The 23,356-nt window shown below is 37.0% G+C and carries 22 protein-coding genes; 5 read left to right on the top strand and 17 right to left on the bottom strand.

Translation table 11 applies throughout. The features are described 5' to 3' along the window. Window positions 1–58: 58 nt before the first annotated feature. A complete protein-coding gene (locus CBG10_RS11520) occupies window positions 59–196 on the bottom strand; it encodes a TMEM175 family protein (RefSeq protein ID WP_094508419.1) in 138 nt (45 codons plus the stop codon). 261 nt (window positions 197–457) lie between these two features. Here CBG10_RS11520 and CBG10_RS07290 point away from each other — a divergent pair, with 261 nt between their 5' ends. Continuing rightward, window positions 458–1,105, top strand: a complete 648-nt coding sequence (locus tag CBG10_RS07290; RefSeq protein ID WP_094502509.1) for a pilin — start codon at window positions 458–460, stop codon at window positions 1,103–1,105. A 97-nt stretch (window positions 1,106–1,202) separates the two neighbouring features. On the opposite strand, the gene CBG10_RS07285 is transcribed toward CBG10_RS07290, so the two are convergent. From CBG10_RS07285 to CBG10_RS07235, 11 genes are all read right to left on the bottom strand, one after another. Further along, window positions 1,203–2,066 carry an aldo/keto reductase gene (locus CBG10_RS07285; protein WP_094508415.1) on the bottom strand — a complete coding sequence of 288 codons (864 nt, stop codon included), beginning with the start codon at window positions 2,064–2,066 and terminating at the stop codon, window positions 1,203–1,205. 150 nt (window positions 2,067–2,216) lie between these two features. Next, complete coding sequence (locus CBG10_RS07280) at window positions 2,217–2,711, bottom strand: GNAT family N-acetyltransferase (protein ID WP_094501240.1); 495 nt, start codon at window positions 2,709–2,711, stop codon at window positions 2,217–2,219. A gap of 38 nt (window positions 2,712–2,749) precedes the next feature. Then, window positions 2,750–3,355: a signal peptidase I gene (lepB, locus tag CBG10_RS07275; protein WP_003665211.1), complete on the bottom strand. Its 606-nt coding sequence runs from the start codon at window positions 3,353–3,355 to the stop codon at window positions 2,750–2,752. Window positions 3,356–3,648: 293 nt separating this feature from the next. Continuing rightward, a complete protein-coding gene (locus CBG10_RS07270; protein ID WP_003669474.1) occupies window positions 3,649–4,893 on the bottom strand; it encodes a carboxylate--amine ligase in 1,245 nt (414 codons plus the stop codon). Window positions 4,894–4,910: 17 nt separating this feature from the next. Continuing rightward, complete coding sequence (locus tag CBG10_RS07265; RefSeq protein WP_094512150.1) at window positions 4,911–6,461, bottom strand: UDP-N-acetylmuramoyl-L-alanyl-D-glutamate--2,6-diaminopimelate ligase; 1,551 nt, start codon at window positions 6,459–6,461, stop codon at window positions 4,911–4,913. Between the two features lie 139 nt (window positions 6,462–6,600). After that, entirely contained in the window at window positions 6,601–8,520 is a 1,920-nt protein-coding gene (gene asnB, locus CBG10_RS07260; RefSeq protein ID WP_065533471.1) for an asparagine synthase (glutamine-hydrolyzing), read from the bottom strand. Window positions 8,521–8,718: 198 nt separating this feature from the next. After that, on the bottom strand, window positions 8,719–10,662 hold the full coding sequence (mnmG, locus tag CBG10_RS07255; RefSeq protein WP_094512148.1) for a tRNA uridine-5-carboxymethylaminomethyl(34) synthesis enzyme MnmG: 1,944 nt from the start codon (window positions 10,660–10,662) through the stop codon (window positions 8,719–8,721). Between the two features lie 11 nt (window positions 10,663–10,673). Continuing rightward, entirely contained in the window at window positions 10,674–12,062 is a 1,389-nt protein-coding gene (gene mnmE / locus CBG10_RS07250) for a tRNA uridine-5-carboxymethylaminomethyl(34) synthesis GTPase MnmE (protein WP_042746391.1), read from the bottom strand. A 156-nt stretch (window positions 12,063–12,218) separates the two neighbouring features. After that, window positions 12,219–12,986: an RNA-binding cell elongation regulator Jag/EloR gene (gene jag / locus CBG10_RS07245; RefSeq protein ID WP_094512147.1), complete on the bottom strand. Its 768-nt coding sequence runs from the start codon at window positions 12,984–12,986 to the stop codon at window positions 12,219–12,221. A gap of 98 nt (window positions 12,987–13,084) precedes the next feature. Beyond that, complete coding sequence (locus CBG10_RS07240; protein WP_094512146.1) at window positions 13,085–13,474, bottom strand: hypothetical protein; 390 nt, start codon at window positions 13,472–13,474, stop codon at window positions 13,085–13,087. Window positions 13,475–13,505: 31 nt separating this feature from the next. Beyond that, entirely contained in the window at window positions 13,506–13,706 is a 201-nt protein-coding gene (locus CBG10_RS07235; protein WP_094512144.1) for a hypothetical protein, read from the bottom strand. Window positions 13,707–13,793: 87 nt separating this feature from the next. On the opposite strand from CBG10_RS07235, the gene CBG10_RS07230 reads away from it, so the two are divergent. The 4 genes from CBG10_RS07230 to CBG10_RS07215 all read left to right on the top strand — a co-directional run bounded on the left by CBG10_RS07230 (window position 13,794) and on the right by CBG10_RS07215 (window position 19,265). Beyond that, window positions 13,794–14,954 carry a restriction endonuclease subunit S gene (locus CBG10_RS07230; RefSeq protein ID WP_318529849.1) on the top strand — a complete coding sequence of 387 codons (1,161 nt, stop codon included), beginning with the start codon at window positions 13,794–13,796 and terminating at the stop codon, window positions 14,952–14,954. A 12-nt stretch (window positions 14,955–14,966) separates the two neighbouring features. Beyond that, window positions 14,967–15,248 (top strand): hypothetical protein, encoded by a 282-nt coding sequence (locus CBG10_RS07225; protein ID WP_094512142.1) that lies wholly within the window; start codon window positions 14,967–14,969, stop codon window positions 15,246–15,248. Between the two features lie 12 nt (window positions 15,249–15,260). Next, window positions 15,261–18,257, top strand: a complete 2,997-nt coding sequence (locus CBG10_RS07220) for a type I restriction endonuclease subunit R, EcoR124 family (protein ID WP_094512140.1) — start codon at window positions 15,261–15,263, stop codon at window positions 18,255–18,257. 66 nt (window positions 18,258–18,323) lie between these two features. Further along, the gene (locus CBG10_RS07215) at window positions 18,324–19,265 is read left to right on the top strand and encodes a tyrosine-type recombinase/integrase (protein WP_094512139.1); all 942 of its coding nucleotides are present in this window, start codon (window positions 18,324–18,326) and stop codon (window positions 19,263–19,265) included. A 17-nt stretch (window positions 19,266–19,282) separates the two neighbouring features. Here the strand turns inward: CBG10_RS07215 and CBG10_RS07210 are convergent, their stop codons facing one another. The 5 genes from CBG10_RS07210 to rnpA all read right to left on the bottom strand — a co-directional run bounded on the left by CBG10_RS07210 (window position 19,283) and on the right by rnpA (window position 23,339). Continuing rightward, window positions 19,283–19,867 carry a restriction endonuclease subunit S gene (locus CBG10_RS07210; RefSeq protein WP_094512138.1) on the bottom strand — a complete coding sequence of 195 codons (585 nt, stop codon included), beginning with the start codon at window positions 19,865–19,867 and terminating at the stop codon, window positions 19,283–19,285. Then, window positions 19,864–21,459: a type I restriction-modification system subunit M gene (locus tag CBG10_RS07205; RefSeq protein WP_094512137.1), complete on the bottom strand. Its 1,596-nt coding sequence runs from the start codon at window positions 21,457–21,459 to the stop codon at window positions 19,864–19,866. Before CBG10_RS07205 ends, CBG10_RS07210 begins: the two co-directional genes overlap by 4 nt. Beyond that, window positions 21,452–22,012: a restriction endonuclease subunit S gene (locus CBG10_RS07200; RefSeq protein WP_179225352.1), complete on the bottom strand. Its 561-nt coding sequence runs from the start codon at window positions 22,010–22,012 to the stop codon at window positions 21,452–21,454. The genes CBG10_RS07205 and CBG10_RS07200 overlap by 8 nt, the downstream gene beginning before the upstream one ends. A gap of 136 nt (window positions 22,013–22,148) precedes the next feature. Continuing rightward, on the bottom strand, window positions 22,149–22,982 hold the full coding sequence (gene yidC / locus CBG10_RS07195; protein WP_225361450.1) for a membrane protein insertase YidC: 834 nt from the start codon (window positions 22,980–22,982) through the stop codon (window positions 22,149–22,151). Window positions 22,983–22,985: 3 nt separating this feature from the next. After that, on the bottom strand, window positions 22,986–23,339 hold the full coding sequence (rnpA, locus tag CBG10_RS07190) for a ribonuclease P protein component (protein ID WP_003665224.1): 354 nt from the start codon (window positions 23,337–23,339) through the stop codon (window positions 22,986–22,988). Window positions 23,340–23,356 lie beyond the last annotated feature (17 nt).

The following is a 23,356-nucleotide window of genomic DNA, read 5'->3' as shown; positions in this document are numbered from 1 at the left end:
TTAACTTTAGCAATTGATGCGTACATATTCATATTAGCAAAAGTAATCAAAAGAACAATTATGCCATATAATTAGGCCATAATTCTAAAAATCCTCTAGCCGTTAATGTCTCGGGCTGCTTTAATTCAAGAACTAAGATCGTAATAATAATTGCTATAACAGCATCCGCAAACGCAGCCACTCGTTCTTTACTCATAAGTAGGCCTCCCTAAATAAAATATATTTAAAAAATAGCTAGTGAAACCTAATCTCATTTTCACCAGCCACATACTCTACTTATATTTTATTTCGCTTCACTTTTATCACCAAGCATCTTTTTCTTTCTTAACAAGCTTTCCTAGACTAACATATGCAACAGCTTAAAAATTTGGTAAACTGTAAGTGTCTAAAAACTGATTGGTCAATCGACGCATTAAACTACGCTGATTGACCATTTTGTGTATTTTAGGAGGAACTTATGGATATCATGGAAATTTTAGGAGACTTATTTAGTTTAATCTTCCTAGGGGCCCTCATTTGTGTGATCATTTTTGCTATTATGTGGTTTCGTACTAATCGCGAGAAAGACAAAGAAAAATATCAAAAGAGTAAAAAATATACAATCATCTCTATCATTATGTTAGTCATAGGACTTGTTGGTTCAGACATTTTTATTCCTGATGATGAAGAGAACTCAGCTAGTACTGAACAAACTAGTAAAATTTCGTCAAGCAGCAAAACAAGCAGTACTGAACCCAAAATTGATTCCGAAATTTCACGCAAACCTACACAGCAATCAATCGGCAAGGTTGCTGAAGCCCTAAATAATGACCTCATAACGGCAGATACTGGGAATACCAAATGGACATGGAACGAAGAAGACGCCTGTTGGGAGGCAACACTCGATCAAAATAGTACCATGTACCAGTCAATGAATTCCGGACAAGTGTCACTATGGAATAGCTATGTACGAGACATTCAAGAAGCTTCACAAACAATAGCAGATGAAAAGCTCGATTCTATGGCTACGTTTAAAGTCCTGACACCTACTGATCAAAATAGATGTTTCTTAATTGTAAGAGATGGAAAAATAAAATATAATATTGGCGAAGATTTAACTAACTAAAATTTTTGTCAAGAATATAAAACAACCTAAGTTCAAAAAATGGCAGGCCTATTTGAATGTAATCAGCACTCAAACAGACCTGCCATTTTATTTATCTTTACATTTTTCCGCCATAAACTGGGAAGACATCAAAATCGCCGTAGTCTAATGGCTTTACTCGCCGTAATAAGTCCATATCAGCTTCGGAAATTTCAAAATCGATTTCAGCATTTTCCTTCATGTGCGCTGGATTAGTAGTCTTTGGTAAGACAATCATTCCTAATTGCCAATCATACCGAATGCACAATTGTGGGACTGAAACGTTGTACTTTTTCGCCATCTTTTCAATTACGGGGTTGTCCAAAGCAGCGCCGTGAGCAACTGGTGAATATGCTTCAACCGCAATGTCATGTTCGTGAGTAAATGATAAAAGATTAAATGGAGTATGACCAATATGAGCTAAAACTTGATCAACAGCGGGAACGGTATCGCTATTCTTGATGATATTTTCAAGATCAGCTTTTTCAAAATTAGAGACCCCAATTGTCCGAATCTTACCTTCACTTACAGCATCTTCCATGGCCCGCCATGCCGCTAGATTTCCTTCAAGGTATCGATTGTCAGACTGATTTACTTCTTTCCATGGTTGAGGACTATGAATAATCATCATATCAATATAATCAAGGCCCATCTTTTCAAGGGTCTCATCAATGGACTTCTTGGTTACATCATAGTCTTTGTGTTCGGCAGCCACCTTTGAAGTAACAAAGATTTTATCTCGATCTACACCAGCTGTGCGGACACCTTCACCGACTCCCCGCTCATTTCCATATGCTTGAGCAGTATCAATGTGTCGATAACCAAGCTTAATTGCATTACGAACTGCTTCGGCTGCTTGGTCATCATCAATCATCCAGGTTCCCAATGCAAACTTTGGAATTTTCACACCACTATTAAGAGTAATTGTCTCATCTAAAATCATTGTTCTCCATCCTTTCCTGGTTCGAATTCTATCTACAAAGCTATTGTCGTCATTTTTTCCATAAATGTAAACTGGTAAGCCTTGACCAGAATAATAAAAAAGAGGTTAAAGCTTAAAATTGCTCAACCTCAATCAAGTTCTTCTACTAATTTAATTAAAATTTCTGCCCATCATATAAAGGGACCGCATTTGACCATTTATCTCAGAAATCTGTGGTAATTTACCCCATTCTTTGTACCCGCAGGAGGTAAAAAGCCGATAGCTTGCTTGATTTTCAATATAAATATACGCAATTACGGTTCTTATATCTAAATGATCTTCAATTTGTTTTTGCGCATATGTTAATAAATCATGGCCAAGATGTTGCCGTCGATAATCTTCATGAATATAAATAGCTATCTGTGCCGAATGATCATAGGCGGGATGCGGATAAAAATACTCAAGAGCACACCAGGCGATTACTTGGTCATCCATTGTTGCAACCCAAATTGGATGAGTACTGTCAAATTGCAGAAACCATTCACGTCGATCAGCAACTTCGATCGGTGCACTCTCATCGTTGACTTGTAGCGGAATAGCTTGATTAAATATGTCGACAATCGCTGGTAGATCATCTATTGTCGCTAGCCGAATTTGATAATCCATCTTAAAGCTTCCTTACAGAATTTTTTACCCACTAATTATTACTTATCATAGAAGTGCTGCCATTCTTTATTAACATTTTCGCGAGTTGTCTTTGTCCCAGTCCATGATGGAACTTTTACGACCCCATCAATCTTACTCTTAGGTACAAATCCCCAGTAACGACCATCGTTTGAAACGCTCCGGTGATCCCCAAGAACAAAGTATTCACCCTTCGGAACTTTTGTGGCACCATTATTCTTTAGCCAGCTATTCTGAACCGAGATACTACGCAATGTCCAGTTTCCCGTTCCAGTTGTTCGTTGACTCTTGCTAATGTAGTCTTGATTAATCTTTTTGCCGTTAACATAAATGTTTCCATTCTTAGAGCTAACAGTATCACCAGGAAGTCCAATTACTCGCTTAACATAATCAGTCTTGACCGATACTTGCGGATCAACGCCATTAGCATCAAATACAACGACACTTCCATGATGGATCTTGGCAGTTTTCAAACAAAATACTCGTTCATTATTTTGTAAGTTTGGTTGCATGGATGGTCCATCAACCCGAACAATTTGGAAGAAAAACTGCTTAATTACTAATGCGATTATTAACCCGATTAAAATGGGAATAATCCAACTCATTGCTTCACGAAATGCTTTCATTATAATTCCTCAATTTCTTTATCTAACTGTTATTAATCATACAACTAGTAATAAAACCTGAAAAGTTATTTATAATAAATAATATATTATTTTCACATTTAATAACATTAAAAAGATATTAAGGCGCAAAAAAGGAACTGTGACATAAGTTAAGTTACTTTCATAAAAAGCAAATACGCAGTACAACAATGGCCTCTAACGTCCGGCAAAACCGAACGTTAGAGGCCTATTGTTGCTTGCGGAGGCTCGAAAACGAAGTCACAAGTGACTTCTGTCTCGCTCCCTTTTAATTTTTATTTCTTTTCGACAAAGTACTTTTCGAAGTTCTTTTGATAGTTATGATTAATCCGTTGTTCCATTAACCACCGCATGAAATTCATGTCCTTGTCATAATGGAAAGTTGTTCCATAGCGGCCTTCTTTAATAAGTTTTTCAGCCTGCTTTTTAATTTCATTATTTTTAGCATACTGAAGGAAAGTCTTTTTTGAAACCCCAAGCCATAACTTGTAGTTACTTTCATCCTTGTTTCCATAAATCGTCTCTTGATCTTTTAAGCTATCAAAAACGTAATCTTCAACGGGGAAAGTAGCAAGTTGATAGCCATTTAATGAAACGAAGAAACTACTACGACCTTGGCGAGGATTGAGGTCAAATACCTTGAATTGGCCATCACGACGGTCATATTTTAAATCAAAGTTAACAAATCCAGTAAATTCAATGCTTTCAAGGAAATTCTTGATGTTGTCATAGATTTGTTGGTCATATGCTGGCATAATCGCAACATAATTACCAACATTTGCTGGATTACAATCTTCAAGTAGCGGGTGACCGAGACACATCATCTTTACCTTATGATCTTTATCGACATAACAATTGATAGTTCGCATATTACTATCATCACCAGGAATAAATTCTTGGAGAACAAGGTCGCCATTGTATGGACTATGCTCATAGATAATCTCTAGAACTTCCGCTAATCTTTCTGGCGTCTTAATAATATAAGCCTTTTCGTATCCTTCAAAGTTTCCCTTATGCCATTGCACCGCATCAGCAGCCTTCAAAGCAATTGGAAATTCAAATGGTGATTTATAGTTCTTATAATCAAGGTCTGGTTTTAAAATATCAGTTTTAGGGTAAGGCAAACCATACTTTTCGCAGACATTGTAGAACTTCTCTTTATCCGTTAATGTTGCTACTTCATCATAATCAGCATACGGGCAGAACATGTGCTGAGAAAGTTCTTTACGATTTTTCGCAACTAATTCAGTATAGTCATCCCCGCAACTAATTAAAACGGTCTTCTTGCCCTGCTTAGCAAACTCATCTGCCGCTTCAATTAAAACCTTCGTAAACACTTCTGGTGATTGTAATTGTTCATTATAGTGCAACTCGACAATTTTTGAATAACGGGTTGGTGCCAATGGTTGGCGAGCATATAATTGCGACTTAATCCCATACTTTTCATACATTGACCGTGCCATTCCATAAGCGTTGAAATCACTACCTAGAATCAATGGAACAAAAGGTTGTTCACTCATTAGATCCCCACTCCTCTTTATCTTTCTAATTCATTAATATAATCACGTGCAATTTTCACATCAGTTGGGTAAGGGACATCTTCCCCATTAATCTTTTGGTACGGATCCTCACCCTTCCCTGCAAGGACTACAATATCATCATTTTCACTACCGTCAATTGCCTTTTTGATCGCCGTTTCGCGGTCCATTTCAAATTGAATATGTTTAACCTTATCATGATCAATATAAGAATCTATTTCCCGGGCAATAGTCATCGGATCTTCAAACCCTGGATCATCAGTCGTCAAAATTACTTCATCTGGTTGTTCTTCAGTTAAAGCTTTGCCAAATCCTGGACGGCGCGAAATACCTTTATCACCGGTCGCTCCTAAGACAACTGTTACTTTACCAGCATTAGTTTGTCGTTTTAAGAATGCCAAGAGACGCTTCAAGCTAGCGTAATTATGGGCATAATCAACATAAATTGTTCCATGAGTATTACTGTTAATCATTTCCATTCGACCACGGATGTGAACATGATTTAATGTTTCTACGGCATCGTTAGCACTCGCCCCAGCTAATCCACTGGCAATGATTGCAGCGACCGCATTTCCTTCATTATAATCTCCAGGGACACTCGTTTTATAACGACCATCTAAGTTCAACTGCTTTGCTTTCTCAGTTAAGGCGGTCAACTCAAATTCACTTTCATGAAGGTCTTCTAAATCATTTCGATATTCAAAATCTATTTGGGCATTGTCAGGTAATTCGATGTTTGCTCCCCACCGTGCAAATAAGAAAATGTCTTCTGGTTGTGTAGTTGCCTTAGCAGTGTAATAAACATCGGTAAACTTTTCAGTTTCTGCGTTGATTAAGCATTTAGCAGAATTTACTAATAATTGTTCCTTGCAGTGAAGATAATCAGCAAAAGTTGGGTGCTCATTTCGTCCAATATGGTCTGGCGAAATGTTTAAGAAAATTCCAACATCATACTTCAAACCATAAATCCGGTTTTTCTTGTATGCTTGCGATGATACTTCCATTACTAAGTGCGTCATTCCATTATCAACGGCAGCGCGCATATCATGGAAAAGGTCTAAGGATTCAGGAGTAGTCAAATCAGATTTAAATTTATTTTCCGGCTTATTGCCTAAAATCCGATCAAGCGTTGAAAAAAGGGCAATATGATTAGCTGTACTTTGGGCTAGAATATGGTCAGCAAAATAAGCCGTTGTTGTTTTTCCTTTTGTTCCTGTAATTGCAATAATGAACAAATCATTTTGCGGATAACCATAAAATGCTGCCCCCAGTAAAGACATTGCTTTTTGTTCGTCGTTCACGATAATAGCTGGCAATCCTTCACCTTCTGAATATTCTTTTTCAGCCACATACGCAATCGCACCTTTTTCTTTAGCGGATGCTAGGTATTTAGGCAAAAAATTTCCTTTACAAAAGAATAAAGTTCCTGATTTTACCTTCCGTGAATCATAGGACACGCTAGTTGCGGTAAAATCAGTCAAATTACTAACATGATCCAATAAATGGTGCTCGTGCAATAATGCTAAAGCAGGTGTAATATGCAATTCCATCTTGCAAATGACTCTCCTTTAATCTAATCTGCCCTATATTATTTCATTTTTTATCATAAAAATAAATAAGGGTTACCAATTAACAAAAAAAGGAGACTTAGAAGAGTCCTACCCTTCGCCAGCCTCCTTTAATATTTTTCTATGCTTCTGTTGTAGCTGTTTTTTGTGCGCGGTCAATTCCCGATTCATCAGGTTTGAAGTTATCAATGAAATATAACTTATACCACGTTAAGAAGGTGTAGATTGTCCAAATCTTACGACGACCATCCACCTTACCTTCGAAGTTATCATCGGCAAGTTTTAGAAGCTTTTCTTGATCAAAGAACTCTTTTACGAAGTCTTGTTCAAATAATTCACGTACTTCTTGGTAATACTTCTTTTCTCGAAGCCATGCACGGACTGGAGTTGGGAAGCCCATCTTAGGCCGCGTAGCCCATTCTTCCGGTAAATGCCGATTAGCAGCCATCCGGAATGCCCACTTTGTATCCTTATAGTTAAAGAGGTACTTAGTTGGTGTCGTTTCAGCCACTTTCATTACCTCTTTATCAAGAAGTGGTACCCGGATTTCAACAGAGTTAGCCATACTCATCTTATCCGCCTTTAAACAAATATCGCCAGGCATGAAACGGTGCAAGTCAATATACTGCTTCTTTGCGACTTCATCGATATCTTTATCTTCCATCTTGTCAAAAAGTGGATTAAGAATGTCGGCAATACTTGGTCCGCAATCAAATTCTGGTTGTAAGTAGTCGGCAGCTTCTTCGGGACTAAAGATATATGCTTGACCAATAAACGTATCCCGTGCTGGCGCTAAGTTACGGTACATATGCTCTTGGCCGTGGAAGTGTTTTCCATCTAACCACTTAGCAAACTTATACCGGCGTTCACGAGGCATCTTCTTTAATTGGTCAGTTACCCACCGAATAAACTTAACTTTCGTATTAAAACCATAATCAATGTATCCCGCGAATAATTCATCGGCACCTTCACCAGAAAGAAGGGCCTTGTAGCCGTTATCCTTTGCCAACTTATTCAAGAAGTATAAAGGAACAACAGATGGGTTAGAATCAGGTTCATCTAAGTAGTATTGAATCATTGGGAATGCATGGAAAGCTTCTTCATTAGTCAACTTTTCATCAGTATTCTTCAAGCCCATCTTAGCTGCTAATTCACGTGCTTGTTTGGTCTCATCGTAAGTACTATCAAATCCGATTGAGAACGTATTATCTGGACGCATCAAAGCCGTTACTAAACTTGAATCAACCCCTGCAGAAAGGAATGAACCAACCTTAATTCCTTTATCTGCAAAGGTATGTGCCTTAACAGAATTCTTAACAACATCGTCAATCTTGTTAACAGCTTCATCAAATGTCTCGTCTTCTGGCTCAAAGTTTTCGTCCCAGTATTGGGTCATTTCAAACTGACCGTCTTTGTAAGTAAAGTAATGACCTTCTGGAAGACGGTAAACACCCTTAAAGAAAGTTTCTTGAGTAACTGGGTATTGGAATGTCATGTATGGTTTAAGCGCTTCTTTATTAAGTTCCTTCTTAAAGTTAGGGTGGTCAAGGAATGCCTTAATCTCAGATCCAACAAAGAAAGTACCGTTCATCTTAGCGTAATACAATGGTTTGATTCCAAAATGGTCACGGGCACCGAACATTTCTTTCGTCTTAAAATCCCAGATAACAAAGCCGAACATTCCGCGCAGCTTGTTAACAACATCCTTGCCCCATTCTTCGTATCCGTGCAAGATCACTTCAGTATCAGCATGTGTCTTAAATGTGTGACCCTTACTGATTAATTCTTCACGTAATTCTTCAAAATTGTAAATTTCACCGTTGAATTCAATGGCTTTTGAGCTATCTTCATTAAAGATTGGTTGATTACCAGACTTCACATCAATAAAACTTAAACGCCGGAAGCCAAGTGCTACATTATCATCCACATATTGCCCCTCCGCATCAGGTCCCCGATGAATAATCCGGTCTTTCATTTTTTTGATTAATTGGTCTTTAATTTGTGGTTTTTCATTATCAACAAATGCAACAATCCCACACATTATAAATTTCCTCTTCTTTCTCTTAAATTCACGGATCACAAAATAGTTATTTAAAATTCGTTATTAAAACTCGAACCTAAATTATACCATATAATGCCAAACTTAAGTATATTATCCCTTTGCTTTAAGAAAACCATAATAAAATCTATAGATCTGAGTTATCACTCTGTTTTTTCAGACTTTATTTCCTGGGAAATTTTATTTACGATCCTTCTTGGAGAACTTCCCCTGGCGGACGTAAACACTCAAGATTGCAATATCAGCGGGGTTAACTCCACTAATTCGTGAGGCTTGGGCTAAAGTTTTTGGACGAATTTTTTCAAGCTTTTGACGTCCTTCAGTTGCTAGACCGTCAATATCAGCGTAATCGATATCATCCGGAATCCGTTTAGCTTCCATCCGCTTCATCCGTTCAACCTTAACTTCCTCTTTCTTAATGTAACCAGCATATTTTAATTGAATTTCAACCTGCTCAATCACATGACGATCAAGTTCCTGTTCTGGTGCCGGAATGAATTCGGCCAACGTTTGGTAATCGAAGTATGGTCGCTTCAAGAGGTCAGCTGCCGCAATCCCATCTTTTAAGCGGTTATCCCCGTGAGCTTCAATAAATTCATTAACCTTATCATCGCTTGGCTTGAGCTTAATTTCTTCTAATCGTTTAATTTCAGCTGCAACTTGACGCTTCTTCTCTTCCATTTTAGCAAGTCGCTCATCACTAACTAAGCCAACATGATGGCCCATTTCCATTAACCGGAAATCAGCGTTATCATGCCGTAAAATTAGCCGATATTCTGCCCGACTTGTAAGTAAACGGTAAGGTTCTTTTGTTCCCTTTGTTACTAGGTCGTCGATCATCACGCCGATATATGCATCAGAACGCTTAAGGACAAATGGTTCCTTACCTTGTGCCCGTAGTCCTGCATTAATTCCCGCAATCAGTCCTTGACCTGCTGCTTCTTCATAACCTGAAGAACCGTTTGTTTGGCCAGCAGTATAGAGATTCTTAATGATCTTGGTTTCCAGGGTTGGGTGAAGTTGGTACGGCGCAACTACATCGTATTCAATGGCATAACCAGGACGCATCATTTCCGCATTTTCCAATCCCTTGATTGAGTGCACAATCTTTTGTTGGATTTCTTCTGGCATTGATGTTGAAATTCCGTCAAGGTAATATTCATCGGTGTCTCGGCCTTCCGGTTCAAGGAAAACTTGGTGTCGTGGCTTATCAGCAAAACGGACAATCTTATCTTCAATTGAAGGACAATAGCGTGGGCCAACCCCCTTGATTACACCAGAGAACATTGGTGCCCGGCTAAGGTTTTCCCGAATAATAGCATGGGTTCCTTCATTTGTATAAGTTAACCAGCAAGATAATTGTTCGCTAATTGGAATATAGGCACTATCAGGAGTATCAAAACTAAAGTGATGTGGTTCTTCATCCCCTGGTTGTTCTTCCGTTACACTATAGTCGATTGTCTTTCCGTTAACCCGTGGTGGTGTTCCCGTCTTAAAACGTTCAAGATCAAAGCCAAGTTCTTCAAGGTTTTCCGAAAGTTTTACCGCTGACTTAGAGTTATTTGGACCAGATTCATATTGCAATTCACCAATAATGATCTTTCCGCGTGCCGCAGTTCCAACCGTTAATACAACCGTTTTAGCGTGGTAACGTGCTCCTGTATTAGTAATAACGCCCTTGCAGACACCATCTTCAACAATTAACTGGTCAACAGTTGCTTGACGGAGAGTAAGGTTAGGTTCTTCCTCAATCGTCTGCTTCATTGCACGGTGATAAGCATGTTTATCTGCTTGGGCCCGTAATGCACGGACAGCGGGACCCTTACCGGTATTTAACATCCGCATTTGGACATAGGTCTTATCAATGTTATGACCCATTTCACCACCAAGGGCATCAATTTCGCGGACCACAATTCCTTTTGCCGGACCACCAACAGAGGGGTTACATGGCATAAAAGCAACCATTTCAAGATTAATTGTTACCAATAAGGTTTTATTCCCCATCCGGGCTGCGGCAAGGGCGGCTTCACTTCCGGCATGCCCCGCCCCGACAACAATTACATCGTATGATCCCGCTTCGTATTGAACGGCATCAGATGTTTGCAATGCTTCTGAACTCTTCATTCTTCTATTCCCTACTTTCCTAAACAGAATTGACTAAATAACTGGTCAAGTAACTCATCTTGGTAACTATCTCCAGTAATCTCACCTAGTAATTCCCAACACCGGGTCATATCAATTTGAACCAGATCCACCGGCATGCCATCATTAATTCCTTTTAATACATCGCTTAAAGCATCATTAGCTTGGTGTAGTAAGCCAATGTGCCGAGCATTTGTAACCATTACATTATTTTGGTTACTTTCAATTCCCTCGTTGAAGAACATGTGACCAATCTGCTCACCAAGTTGGTCCATTCCTTCATGGTTAACAATTGAAGTTTCAATAACGGCACTCTTACCAGCTAGTGATTTCAATTCTTCTAAATCAACCTTACGTGGCAGATCCGTCTTATTTAAGATGATGATTCGCTGCTTATCCTTGGTTGCTTCCAGTAATTGGCGATCCTCGTCAGTTAATTCATTTGAACTATCAATCAAGAGAAGTACTAAGTCAGCGGCCCCCAAGGCTTTACGACTCCGCTCTACCCCGATCTTTTCAACTTGGTCATTTGTATCGCGGATTCCTGCTGTATCAATTAACTTCAATGGCACCCCATTGACATTGACGTATTCTTCAATTACGTCCCGGGTTGTCCCCGCAACATTTGTAACGATCGCTTTGTCCTCGTGAAGCAAGGAATTCAATAAACTTGATTTACCAACATTTGGCTGCCCGATGATTGCCGTTGCTAAACCATCTCGCAGAACCTTTCCTTGCTTAGCTGTTTTAAGAAGACCTTGGATTCGTTGTTGAATGTCCTCTGCTTTTTCTTTTAAGAGCTTCGTCGTCATTTCTTCAACAGCATCATATTCTGGATAGTCAATATTAACCTCTACCTGTGCTAATACATCCAAAATATCCTGACGCAAATTACGAATTAACCGCGACAAATCACCATCAAGTTGGTTTAATGCAACCCTCATCGATTTATCTGTCTTTGCACGAATTAGATCCATTACCGCTTCTGATTGGGATAAATCGAGACGACCATTCAAAAAGGCACGTTTAGTAAATTCACCTGGTTCTGCCATCCGGGCGCCAAAGCTCAGCACCAATTGCAGAATACGGTTAGTTGCTAACAATCCCCCGTGACAGTTGATTTCAATCACGTCTTCACGCGTATAAGTGTGAGGAGCACGCATTACTGAAACCATCACTTCATCAACTTCCTGATCCGTATCCGGGTCGACAATATGACCATAGTTAATGGTATGAGTTGCTACTTTGGCGAGATCTTTTCCTTTGTAGATCCGTTGAGCAACTTTCACCGCATCATCCCCACTAATTCGGATAATGGAAATTCCACCTTCACCAACTGGCGTCGAAATTGCTGCAATCGTATCATTCTCGCTATTTGCCATCGCTACTTTACTCCTTTCTAACAAAAAAAGTGCTAGTCCATGCATAGTAATAAAAATATCACTAACATGGTCAAAGCACTTTCACTACTTTAACGAATATTAAATTTATAACCGCTCATATTCTAAGATCATTACCAGAAATTGTCAACAAATAAGTTAGTCCTTGGGCGCAATCACGATACTCCGGTAAGGTTCCCGACCGTGGGAGTATGTTTTTACGTGGTGATTATTCTCAAGTTCATGGTGAATTTGTTTCCGTTCGCGAGCGGGCATGGGATCCATAAAAACTGCTTTCCCGCTTGCAACTACTTCCATTGCCGCCTTTTGTGCTAGGTTATGAACGGTTTCTTGACGGCGTTCACGATAATTGGAGGTATCAAGTTCAACATTTACTTTCGCCGCTCCATGGTAATCCATGAATATATTGCTAAGCTGTTCCATCGCGTTGATCCGGCGACCGTGCTTCCCAATCACCCGTCCATTTTCCTCAGTCTGGAGATCAATTTTGAGGTCATGAGCTTCTAAATTAATAATCCGTGGTTCAACAGTAATACCCAATTCCTTAAATACTGTTGTTAGGTATTCAATCAATTCTTTACTAGTTGCTTGCACTTTTTTTAAGTTTGCTTCTTGGCGACGTTTGATTTCAGCAGGATCGAGCTCATCTTCAGCGGAATTTAAACTTGCAGGCTTTTGTTCTGGCTCTTTTGCCGGTTGCCTATCTTTTTCTTCCAGTGAGGGCATCGCAATTTCTTTATCTTTTATTACTGCATCCACTTGCGCTTGGCGTCGTCCAATTCCAAGAAAACCGTGCCGCGGCTGTTGAAGAACCATAAATTCAATTGTCTGATTAATGGTTGGCTTCAATTGCACACGTGCCTTTTCTTTTGCTTCTTCAATTGTTGTTCCAGTAAAAACTGCCATTGATTATATTCCTTCTTTGAAAGTTAATAGACAGATTTATTTTAAAGAAAAAATAGTAACCATGCAATAACAGTCTTTCTAGTTAACCAAAACTAGCATTATTCTTCTTTAATTTTAAAGTCCTTATCTTTTAAGAAAACCAAACTGTCATATAAGCTAACACTATGCCCATATTCTTTTTGATCAGTTAGTAAGCCAACTAGAACTCTATCAATAAAGATATAATTATCAAATACAGTTACCATACGCTTAAATTTTGGCTGATAAGCAAGTAAACAGCTTTGAAAATTTGGTAAATACATTTTTACCGTTCCTAATGAAATAACGGACTCTAAATTATAGTCTAATGCCTTAAAAGTAATAAGGTTAGTCTCAAAATCTGGCTTAGAATAATCATCCATATCAATCATATATTTACGATAAAAACTATACATAGATTTATTTTCTTGCTTTTTTGGCAAGATATCAAAAAAGTCCTCAAGTCTCATTATCTTTCCTCCCTTTCCTTTGTCTTAAAAACTAGTACTTACGGTTTAATAATGGGCCAAAAAGAAATATAAGAATCATATAAGACCAATTTTGGGGATCGAGCATAGACAAAATTATGATAGGCGTAACAACTATACAAAGAGCTATAATGACAACCTTTTTAGTAATTTTCCACGATTTTGGCTCATCACGTTTTTGTACATAGCGTTTTCTGTTTTGCCGTTCATTCATTTTTAATCACTCCTTTGCATTGTAAGAAGAAATAAGCAAAACAAATTAGTTTTAAATAATCTAGAAAGTTAATATTTTCAACAAGTTATTAATATCATTTTCGATTGGGAGCAGCGTAAGTTGGGGGAAGTTTTTCTGTACAAACAAGGTATCCAAGTACCAGTAGAACAACAATATAGCCAGAAACTCCCCGGACTCATACGTTTTATACGAATTAGCGATATTGTTTCTTCAAATGAGCCACCTAGATTTATTAATTATCATGGTACCAATCTGATTAAACCCGATGACCTTTTTATGGTCAGATATGGTAATCCAGGAATGATTAGTATGGGATATTCCGGTGTTATAGCTAATAATTTATTTCGACTTATTCCTAAAAAGAATATTTATACTTTATTTTTTTACTTTTTATTAATTTTTGAGAATAAACGCTTAAATTTACTTGTCAGCAACACTACTATGCCTGCATTAAGTTTTAAAGCATTAGACACATTTTATGTTAACTTTCCTGAAAAATTATCTGAACAAAAAGTAATAGGCTCTTTATTAAAAAAATTAGATTCTCTTATCACCCTCCAGCAACGAAAATTGGAGCTTCTTAAAGAGATAAAAAAGGGATTATTACAAAAAATGTTCGCTGATAAAAGCAAATTTCCTATTTTACGTTTTGAAGGGTTTCATGATGAATGGGAGCAGTGTAAGTTGGGAGAATTATATTCTTATCATAATGGAAAAGCACATGAACAAAATCAGAGATCAAGTGGTAAATATGAATTAATCAATTTAAATTCTATTTCAGTTGATGGAACGCTAAAGTCATCTGGAAGATATATAAATCATGCTGATGAGATATTGAGACAAAATGATTTAGTAATGATTTTAAGTGATATTGCGCATGGAACGTTATTAGGACGAGTTGCTATAATCCCCCAAGATAATAAATATGTTTTGAATCAAAGAGTTGCTTTACTCAGGCCAATTAGCAAAAGTGAAAATTCAAATTTTATGGCACCCTTAATCAATAATAATCAAAGATACTTTCATAAGATGGGAATCGGGACATCACAACTTAATATTTCCAAATCGACAGTAATCGAATCTTTATGGCAAATTCCAAAAATAAAAGAACAATCAGTTATCGGAAATTTTTTACAAAATATAGATCATATCATTGCTCTCCAGCATCAAAGACTTTCAAAATTAGATGAAATTAAAAAATCACTTTTACAACAAATGTTTATTTAGGAGGAAAAACTTATGCTAGACAATGAAGCAATAAAAGTATTTAACGAATACACAAACAACACAGAACTCAGTGACTATTTTGATAAATTTTTAACCCAATTAAATAATTCTCAAGTATTTACAGTACAATATTCTGATCTTAATGGCACAAATACTTCAAAGCTTAACTGGTGGAATAATATTTTCTACCTTTCAGACAGCCAAACTAACTTCAAAAATTATAATGCTGGCAAACAAAAACAAATGAGTAAAATAATTGCTAGCATTCTTGATAATCTTAACGAAGTAAACTAATTGGAGATCCTTATGCAACAAGAACTACAAATGGAAGCCAAGCTCATCCAACGATTAACTCGTGATGAATCTCAGTGGACATTACGTGAAGATCTTAAGAATGAGGATGACCTTTGGGATAATTTCTTTAAAATATTACAGAATAATAACCGCAGCAAACTTAATGATATCCCATTAACAGAAAACGAAAAGGCCAGTATTAAGGCTAAAATCAATCACTCCACTTTTTTCAAGGCAGCTCAAGATTTTACTGGAGCAAATGGGCAATATCGTGTAGAATTTCAACGCGATGATACCACCTTAGAACCGGTAAGCTTATTGGTGATTGATCATACTAATATTGCTGGAGGTACTTCAGTTTATGAGGTTGTTCATCAAATTCAATTAGGTCGGCGTCAAGAGTTAGATAACGACCGTCGTGGAGATGTCACGTTACTTATTAACGGACTTCCCGTAATCCACATTGAGCTTAAGACACCTAAACGTTCTTTCCTACAGGCTTTTAACCAGATCCAGAAATACATCACTGAACAAAAATTTAATGGTATCTATTCCAACATTCAGATGTTTGTCGTTACCAATGGAACAGATACTAAATATGTCGCCGCTGACCAGCATCTTCGAGAAAAATTCTTGAGTGGTTGGGTTGATAAGGATAATAATCCTGTACGAAATTACCTTGACTTTGCAAAGGATGTTTTATCAATCCCCACAGCTCATCATATGGTAGCTGATTACTCGGTATTGGATAGTAAGCAAAAGCATATTATCTTACTCCGTCCTTATCAAATTCACGCAATTGAAGCTATTTTTGAAGCTTCAGGAAAACAGCAATCTGGTTTTATTTGGCATACAACCGGTTCAGGGAAAACACTAACTTCTTATCGGGTTGCACATAACCTTTTAAGTATCCCTTCCCTTGAAAAAGTGATTTTCCTTATTGATCGAAAAGATTTAGATAATCAAACTACCCAAGCTTTTCAGGCTTATGCCAATAACGACTCGATTGATGTAGATGAGACTGAAAGTACCATTAATCTTGCTAAGAAGTTAACTAGTAGCGATAGAACTGTTTTAGTGACTACTCGGCAAAAATTACAGCATCTTTTTAAGTGGCAGGCTGATGATCGCAATGAAGCAATGTTTGAGCGATTAAAAAATCTTAAATTAGCTTTTATTGTCGATGAATGTCACCGGACTATTTCACCTATGAGTAAGATGAGTATAGATAAATTTTTTAACATTCAACCTCTTTGGTATGGATTTACAGGAACGCCAATATTTCCACAAAATAGTCGTGATGAGAATGGTAAAGCTGCTCGTACAACCAAACAACTTTATGGTCCATGCTTGCATAGCTACACTATCAAAGATGCAATTCGGGATAAAGCGGTCCTCGGATTCCACATTAACGATATGCAAAATATTTATCAAGATGATAATACAGATGAAGCACAGCTAAAGAAACAGTACATTTCTGACCAGCATATGAATGCTGTTGCTGACAGTATCATTAAATTATCTTACCGAAATTTAGGAATGCAAAATATTAATAACCGCGGCTATACCTATTCTGCTATCCTTACGACTAGTCCAAGAGGGATGCGTCCAATTGATCAGGCTAAACGATATTACGAATTGTTTAGAGATATAAAAGGCGGAAATTCATCGATTGAGGTACCGAAGCGTATTAAAGAGGTTCTTCCAGACTTTCCTAAAGTAGCTATCACTTTTTCGGTAACTGAAAATGAAGATGACTCGGTTAATGACCAAGACTTTATGAAAGACGCTATTAATGACTATAACCATGAATATGGGACTAGCTTTAGTTTGGATGAAGTAGGGGCATATAATAAAAATATCAATGACCGGTTAGCGCGGAAAAATGATGCTTATAAGCCCCAGAGTGAACGTCTTGATTTAGTAATCGTTGTCGATCGATTGTTGACTGGATTCGACTCACAGTATCTCTCAACACTATTTGTCGATCGTCCACCAATGAATCCGCAAAATATTATTCAAGCATTCTCAAGAACTAACCGAATTTTTGATCAAGATAAAAAATACGGAAACATTGTAACTTTCCAGTATCCCCAAAAGTTTAGTGAGGCTATTGACGATGCTCTTCAACTTTATTCTCAAGGAGGGATCGGGGACGTTCTTGCTCCAACCTGGAAAGAATCAAAAGAAAAGTTTGACCAATCATTCAACGAAATTAGTAATTATCTTGATCCAGATGCTGAACAATCAATTCTAGATGCTCCAGAAGAAGAGCAAAAGAATTTCATTAAACAGTACCAAGAATTTGATAAAGCCTTTGCTGCTATTCAAACTTATGATGAGTTTGATGATGTTAATCCAGCAGAAACCTATGGATTAACACAAGAAAAGCTTGATTCGATGCAAGGGGTATACGAAACATTAGTCGATGAATTCAAGAAAGAAAAAGATGATGACGATGATGAATTCTTGGATATTGATTATGAGCTGGAATCGGTAATTGATAAATCAGTTAACTATCAATATATTCTCGGCTTAATTCAGTCATATGTTCCTGATAAGGGTGAGTTATTGTCAAGCGGTAATGATCGAGAAACTTCTGAAATTGAGGAATATATCAATGATTTAAGTAAGACTAATAAGCCTTTAGCAAGTATTGTTAGTCAATTATGGCAAAAAATTAAAGCACATCCTGAAAATTTTGCTGGACAACAAGTTGATCAATTACTCAACCAAATGATTGATCAAGTCTATCAACAACGGCTGATTGAATTTGCCGATAAGTATAATGTTAGTCTTGATGATCTCCGGTTTGTTATTAAAAACTACGATTTACACGCGTCAAAACAGGCGGGTGTAAATCAACTACTAAGCAGAGATGCCTTTAAGAAATTCAAGGAAGTAAACGTAGATACTGACTTGAAACGAATGATTGACTGGAAAAAACAGGTTAGGTCTCAACTTGCAGATTTATATATCAACCAAATAGCTCCATTAATTGAGCAATAATAAAGAAATCTCCTACAATTTTTGGTTATAAAATAAATGACTAAAAATTAGTAGGAGGTTTTTTTTATGTCACATAAACGATATAGTACTAAGCTATTTCATAAATATTACAAGGAGTGGATCACCTTATATAAAGAAAATGCGGTTAGAAAGGTTACTCTAGATAAATACTATTTAACACATAAAAAATTAATTGAGTTAGCTCCCAATCTTCACCTAAATGAGCTTGACAGGCGTAATTATCAAAAACTAATTAATGAATATGCAGCTAAACATGAAAAGCAAACGACTATGGATTTTCATCATCATTTGAAGGCTGCTATTCTTGATGCCGTTGATGATGGCCTATTAGAGAATGATCCAACTAGGCGAATTATAATTAAAGGACGAACGCCCAAAGTAAAGAAAAAGAAATTTCTGAATATGTATGAACTTCAATGTTTATTAAGAAATTTAGATCTAGGTTCTGAAATTAATTGGGATTGGTTTATTTTATTAGTAGCTAAAACCGGACTGCGCTTTGCAGAGGCTCTAGCGTTAACTCCAAATGATTTTGACTTTGAAAAGCAAGTAATTGTAATTAATAAGTCATGGGATTATAAAGCACCCCATGGCTCATTTCAGAAAACTAAAAATCTTTCATCAAATAGAAAAGTAATGGTTGATTGGAAATTAATGGATCAATTTCGGGTATTAATTAACAAAGAAAAACAGAATTCTCAAGCTCCAATATTTATTGTTGAAGGCAAAAGAGTCTTCAATTCATCGATCAACAAAATCTTAGAGAAGCATTGTATTGACTGTAATATCCCTATTATTTCTATTCATAGTCTTCGGCATACACACGCTTCTCTATTGTTATATGAAGGTGTTTCAATTGCTAGTGTTGCTAAGCGATTAGGACACGCAAATACAACAACTACTCAAGAAACTTACTTGCATATTATCAAAGAATTAGAGAATAAGGATAATGATAAGGTTCTACATACACTCTCACAACTGAGTTAATAAAAATGCCGCTTATGTTAAATAACGAAAGAGTTTTCATTTGCTAACATAAGCGGTATTATAGTTCTAAAAGAATTGTATTTTCGTTGCTGGAGAGTGATGAGTTTATCTATTTTTGACAAAGTGCTACCAATATAATTTTGTTCAGTTAGTAATGGTAGCTTTATTGGTATTATCTTTAAGGTCTCGGCATTTAATTTATATCTTCCACTCCCAACCAAATAATTAGCATAAGGTACAGTTTTCAAATTGTATGTTAAAAATTTATTCGAAATTATTGACCCTTTACCTGTTAAAACGTGTGAATGATTATTAATCCAACTTGGAGAACAAATGAAATAAACAGGGTAATTAGAAATACTATTTGCACCATCTTCTGCAACGAGGACATGCTCACCTGTATGGGTATATCCCTTAACATAATCTTGAATTCCATTTGCACCATAGTATGGTATATTCCCTGGAATTCGTTTAGAAGCTTTAACTGGTTTTCTTTTATTATCTTCTAACTCTATAACTTCCCCCAACTTACGCTGCTCCCAATCGTTAGTGAAACCCTTAAAACGCAAATTAGGAGCTTTTTTATTTTGCTCTTTTGTCATTTAAGGTCCTCCTCAAAGTTTTGAATAATGTCGTTGATCCCTTCCATGACATTATTATCTTTTGAAGTTAGTTGTTTTAACATCTCCACTAATTCTTTTTCATTATCTTTAATCTGAGCATTTACCTCAGTTAATTCTTTAGATACTTGTTTCAAATCAATTTCCGGTTCTGGCTCAAACGTATCAACATAACGTGGAATATTGAGGTTAAAGTCATTTTCTTTAATCTCATCGAAACTAGCTAGGTGCGCATACTTGTCAACATCTTTACGCTCCTGATAAGTTTTAAGGATCTTCTCAACATCTTCTTCACGAAGTTGGTTTTGATTCTTACCTTTTTCAAAATCCTTAGAAGCGTCAATAAATAGCACGCTGCGATCCTCTTTATCCTTTTTTAAGACCACGATCGTCGTTGGAATAGAAGTACTGTAAAACAAGTTAGCAGGTAATCCAATTACTGCATCAATTGAACCATCCTCTAACAGCTTTTGACGAATCTTACCTTCCTTAGCACCACGGAAAAGTACCCCATGTGGCAATACAATCGCCATTGTTCCTGTATTTTTCAAATGATAAAAGCCATGTAGTAAGAATGCGTAATCTGCTTTTGATTTAGGTGCTAGAACACCATACTTACTAAAACGTGGATCTTCTAAGAAACCAGTAGCAGCTGACCATTTTAATGAGTACGGTGGATTCATAACAACGGCGTCAAAGTTCGTCTTAGCGGATGGTGGCCAATCCGCATCAAGAGTATCCCCATTCCGCAAGTGCTGGTTAGCGGTATCAACGTGGTGCAAAATCATATTCATTCGTGCCAAGTTGTACGTTGATGTATTAATTTCTTGACCATAGTAGATAATTTCATCTTTTCGCTTAGCATACTTCTTAAAGTTCAATAGCAAAGATCCTGATCCCATTGCTGGATCATAAACGGTCATCCCCGCTTCATAATCCTTACCTACAAGCGTGAGACGTGTCAGTAATTCAGATACTTTTTGTGGAGTATAGAATTCACCAGCTTTTTTCCCTGATTCAGATGCAAATTGGCTAATAAGGTATTCATATGCATCCCCTAAGGTATCTCCAGGCGATTTAACAAGCTCTAACCCACTAATAGCTGATAAGACCGAACTAATCGTATCAGCCTGTTTCTGAGCGTTACTTCCAAGACGCCGAGAAAATAAGTCGACATCGTCAAATAATCCTTCAAAAATCTCATTCGTTCCTTCAATCTCTTTGAATGCATCTGCTAAATTCACGATCTGGAATGAATGATCATTGACGTGTTCCATAATCTTCGTAAATGTATTTTCAGGGTCGATAACGTATGAAAATGTGTCCATTAATTCATCGTGTAAATCATCATCTTCTGCATTTTCCTCGTATAATTTTTGGGCTTCATTTAGAGTAGTTTCTTCACGTCCCTCACCAATTTCATCAGCAATTTCGTAAAGCATACTATCTGATAAATACTTGTAAAAGATAATACCAAGTAAATAATTCTTATATTCGTTAGCGTCCATTTTGGAACGCAACGCATCTGCCCCACTAAATAGTGCTGTTGATAATGTAGTATTATTTTCAGCCATTTTCGTTCTCCTTGTCGTTATTCATTTTATTCAAAACATTAAGGACTGATTTGCGTATCAACTGCTTCTTTACTTCTAGCAGTCGCTCATTAATTAAATATTTTCGATACATCTCTCCAATCTCTTTTTGTCTTTGTAAAGGAGGTAATTCAATACTAAAATCTCGTATATTTGATATTGCTAAATGTCTTAAAATTGAACCTTCCATAGCTTGAAACGCTTGGTGTTTAATAGTATTTGATTCATTAAGCAGATAACATAAATACCAATTATTTACCTTTCTAGGATCAATATCTAATTTCATAATACGCTGTGAGATTATCTTTCCATCGCTCTTTTGGGAGACAACAGCTGCTTGATTAGACATCAAATGCATCACAACATCCCCAGCATGAACTTTGTATTTTTCCTTATGAGGTCTATTAGCATCTTTACCCCCTAATGACAAATCTTTATTTAAGTCATCAGATGAATAGACGTCATCCTGTGAAAATTTACGAATCTCCTGACTATTTAACCCTAAATACGTATGGGCTATTGCACTCAATTTCAAAATCTGAACCTCACTTACAATATTTCAGCCTAAATATTAAGGCTATTCCAATTATTGGATTCGCATCATAAATTGTCAATATTTTGCTTGAAATACAAAAAAAGCCTCGTAATCATTTTACGAGACTTTAATCAACTTATTTCCGCCGACTTTGGTAAGCGCGACGTTTTGCTTTTTCAATCTTGCGACGTTTTGCTTTCTCAGCCCGTTGCTTTTCTTCACGTTCACGACGAATCTTAAATGGATTCTGGATGATAAGCGTTTGGACAACTTGGAAGGCATTTGTTACTACCCAGTATAAGGTAATAGCTGAAGAGAATCCTAATGCCATGAAGAATACCATAATCGGCATAAACCACGTCATTGTAGTTGTCATTGAGTTTTTTTCGGGCATTGAAGCCATGGATAACCATGAACTAATGAACGTAAATAATGCCGCTAGAATAGGCATGATGTAGTATGGGTCCGGGTGACCTAACTGAAGCCACAAGAAAGTTCCATTCCGTAAGGCTGAGGTCCGCCAGATTGCTTGATAAAGAGCCCACATAACTGGTAACTGAACCAGTAACGGAAGCATCGAAGCCCATGGATTAACTCCTGCTTCTTTATAGAGCTTCTGCGTTTCCATTTGCATCTTTTGCATTGACTCGCGATCACGTGATGAGTACTTTTTCTGAATTGCCTTTAGTTGAGGAGCAAGTTCTTGCGTCTTCATCATGGTCTTTGTTTGGTAGAACATCAATGGCAGTAAGATGATCCGAATGATGATCGTAAAGATAATGATCCCCATTCCATATCCGCCAAAGTGCTTTGATAACCAAATGATAAATTGTGAACAGTTATAGATAATGTAGTGGTCCCAGATACCAGTACTATGACTAGTAATTGGCTTATTGGAACAAGCAGCTAAAAATAGGGTTAAGCTCATGATTGCTCCCAATCTTAGGAATTTTTTTGTTTTATTATTCAAATCCTAATCCTCACTTTTTTCATCTAACAAATGTGCCCGCTTTAAAACGTGCACTAGGTTTTTCTTTGTTTCTGCCATTGATAAACCATCTGCCGCTGACCGAGCAATAACCAAGAAATCAACATCAGACCGTAATTGCGGTTTCACCTCTAATAATGTTTGACGAATACGCCGCTTAACCCAATTACGATGAACAGCATTTCCAATCTTTTTTCCGACAGAAATACCGACACGAAAATGTTTTTGTCCTGGTTTTTCCATTTGATATACGACAAATTTGTGGTTGGCCACGGAATTATGGGTTTCAAAAACCCGTTGAAACTCACTTTCCTTTTTTACGCGATATGATTTTCTCATTTATATAATCCCCAGCC

The organism is Limosilactobacillus reuteri (genome assembly GCF_002254085.1).
Taxonomy (GTDB): Bacteria; Bacillota; Bacilli; order Lactobacillales; family Lactobacillaceae; genus Limosilactobacillus; species Limosilactobacillus reuteri_K.
Note: the sequence above shows the minus strand (reverse complement) of the source record. Positions and strands in the feature narration are given on the sequence as shown.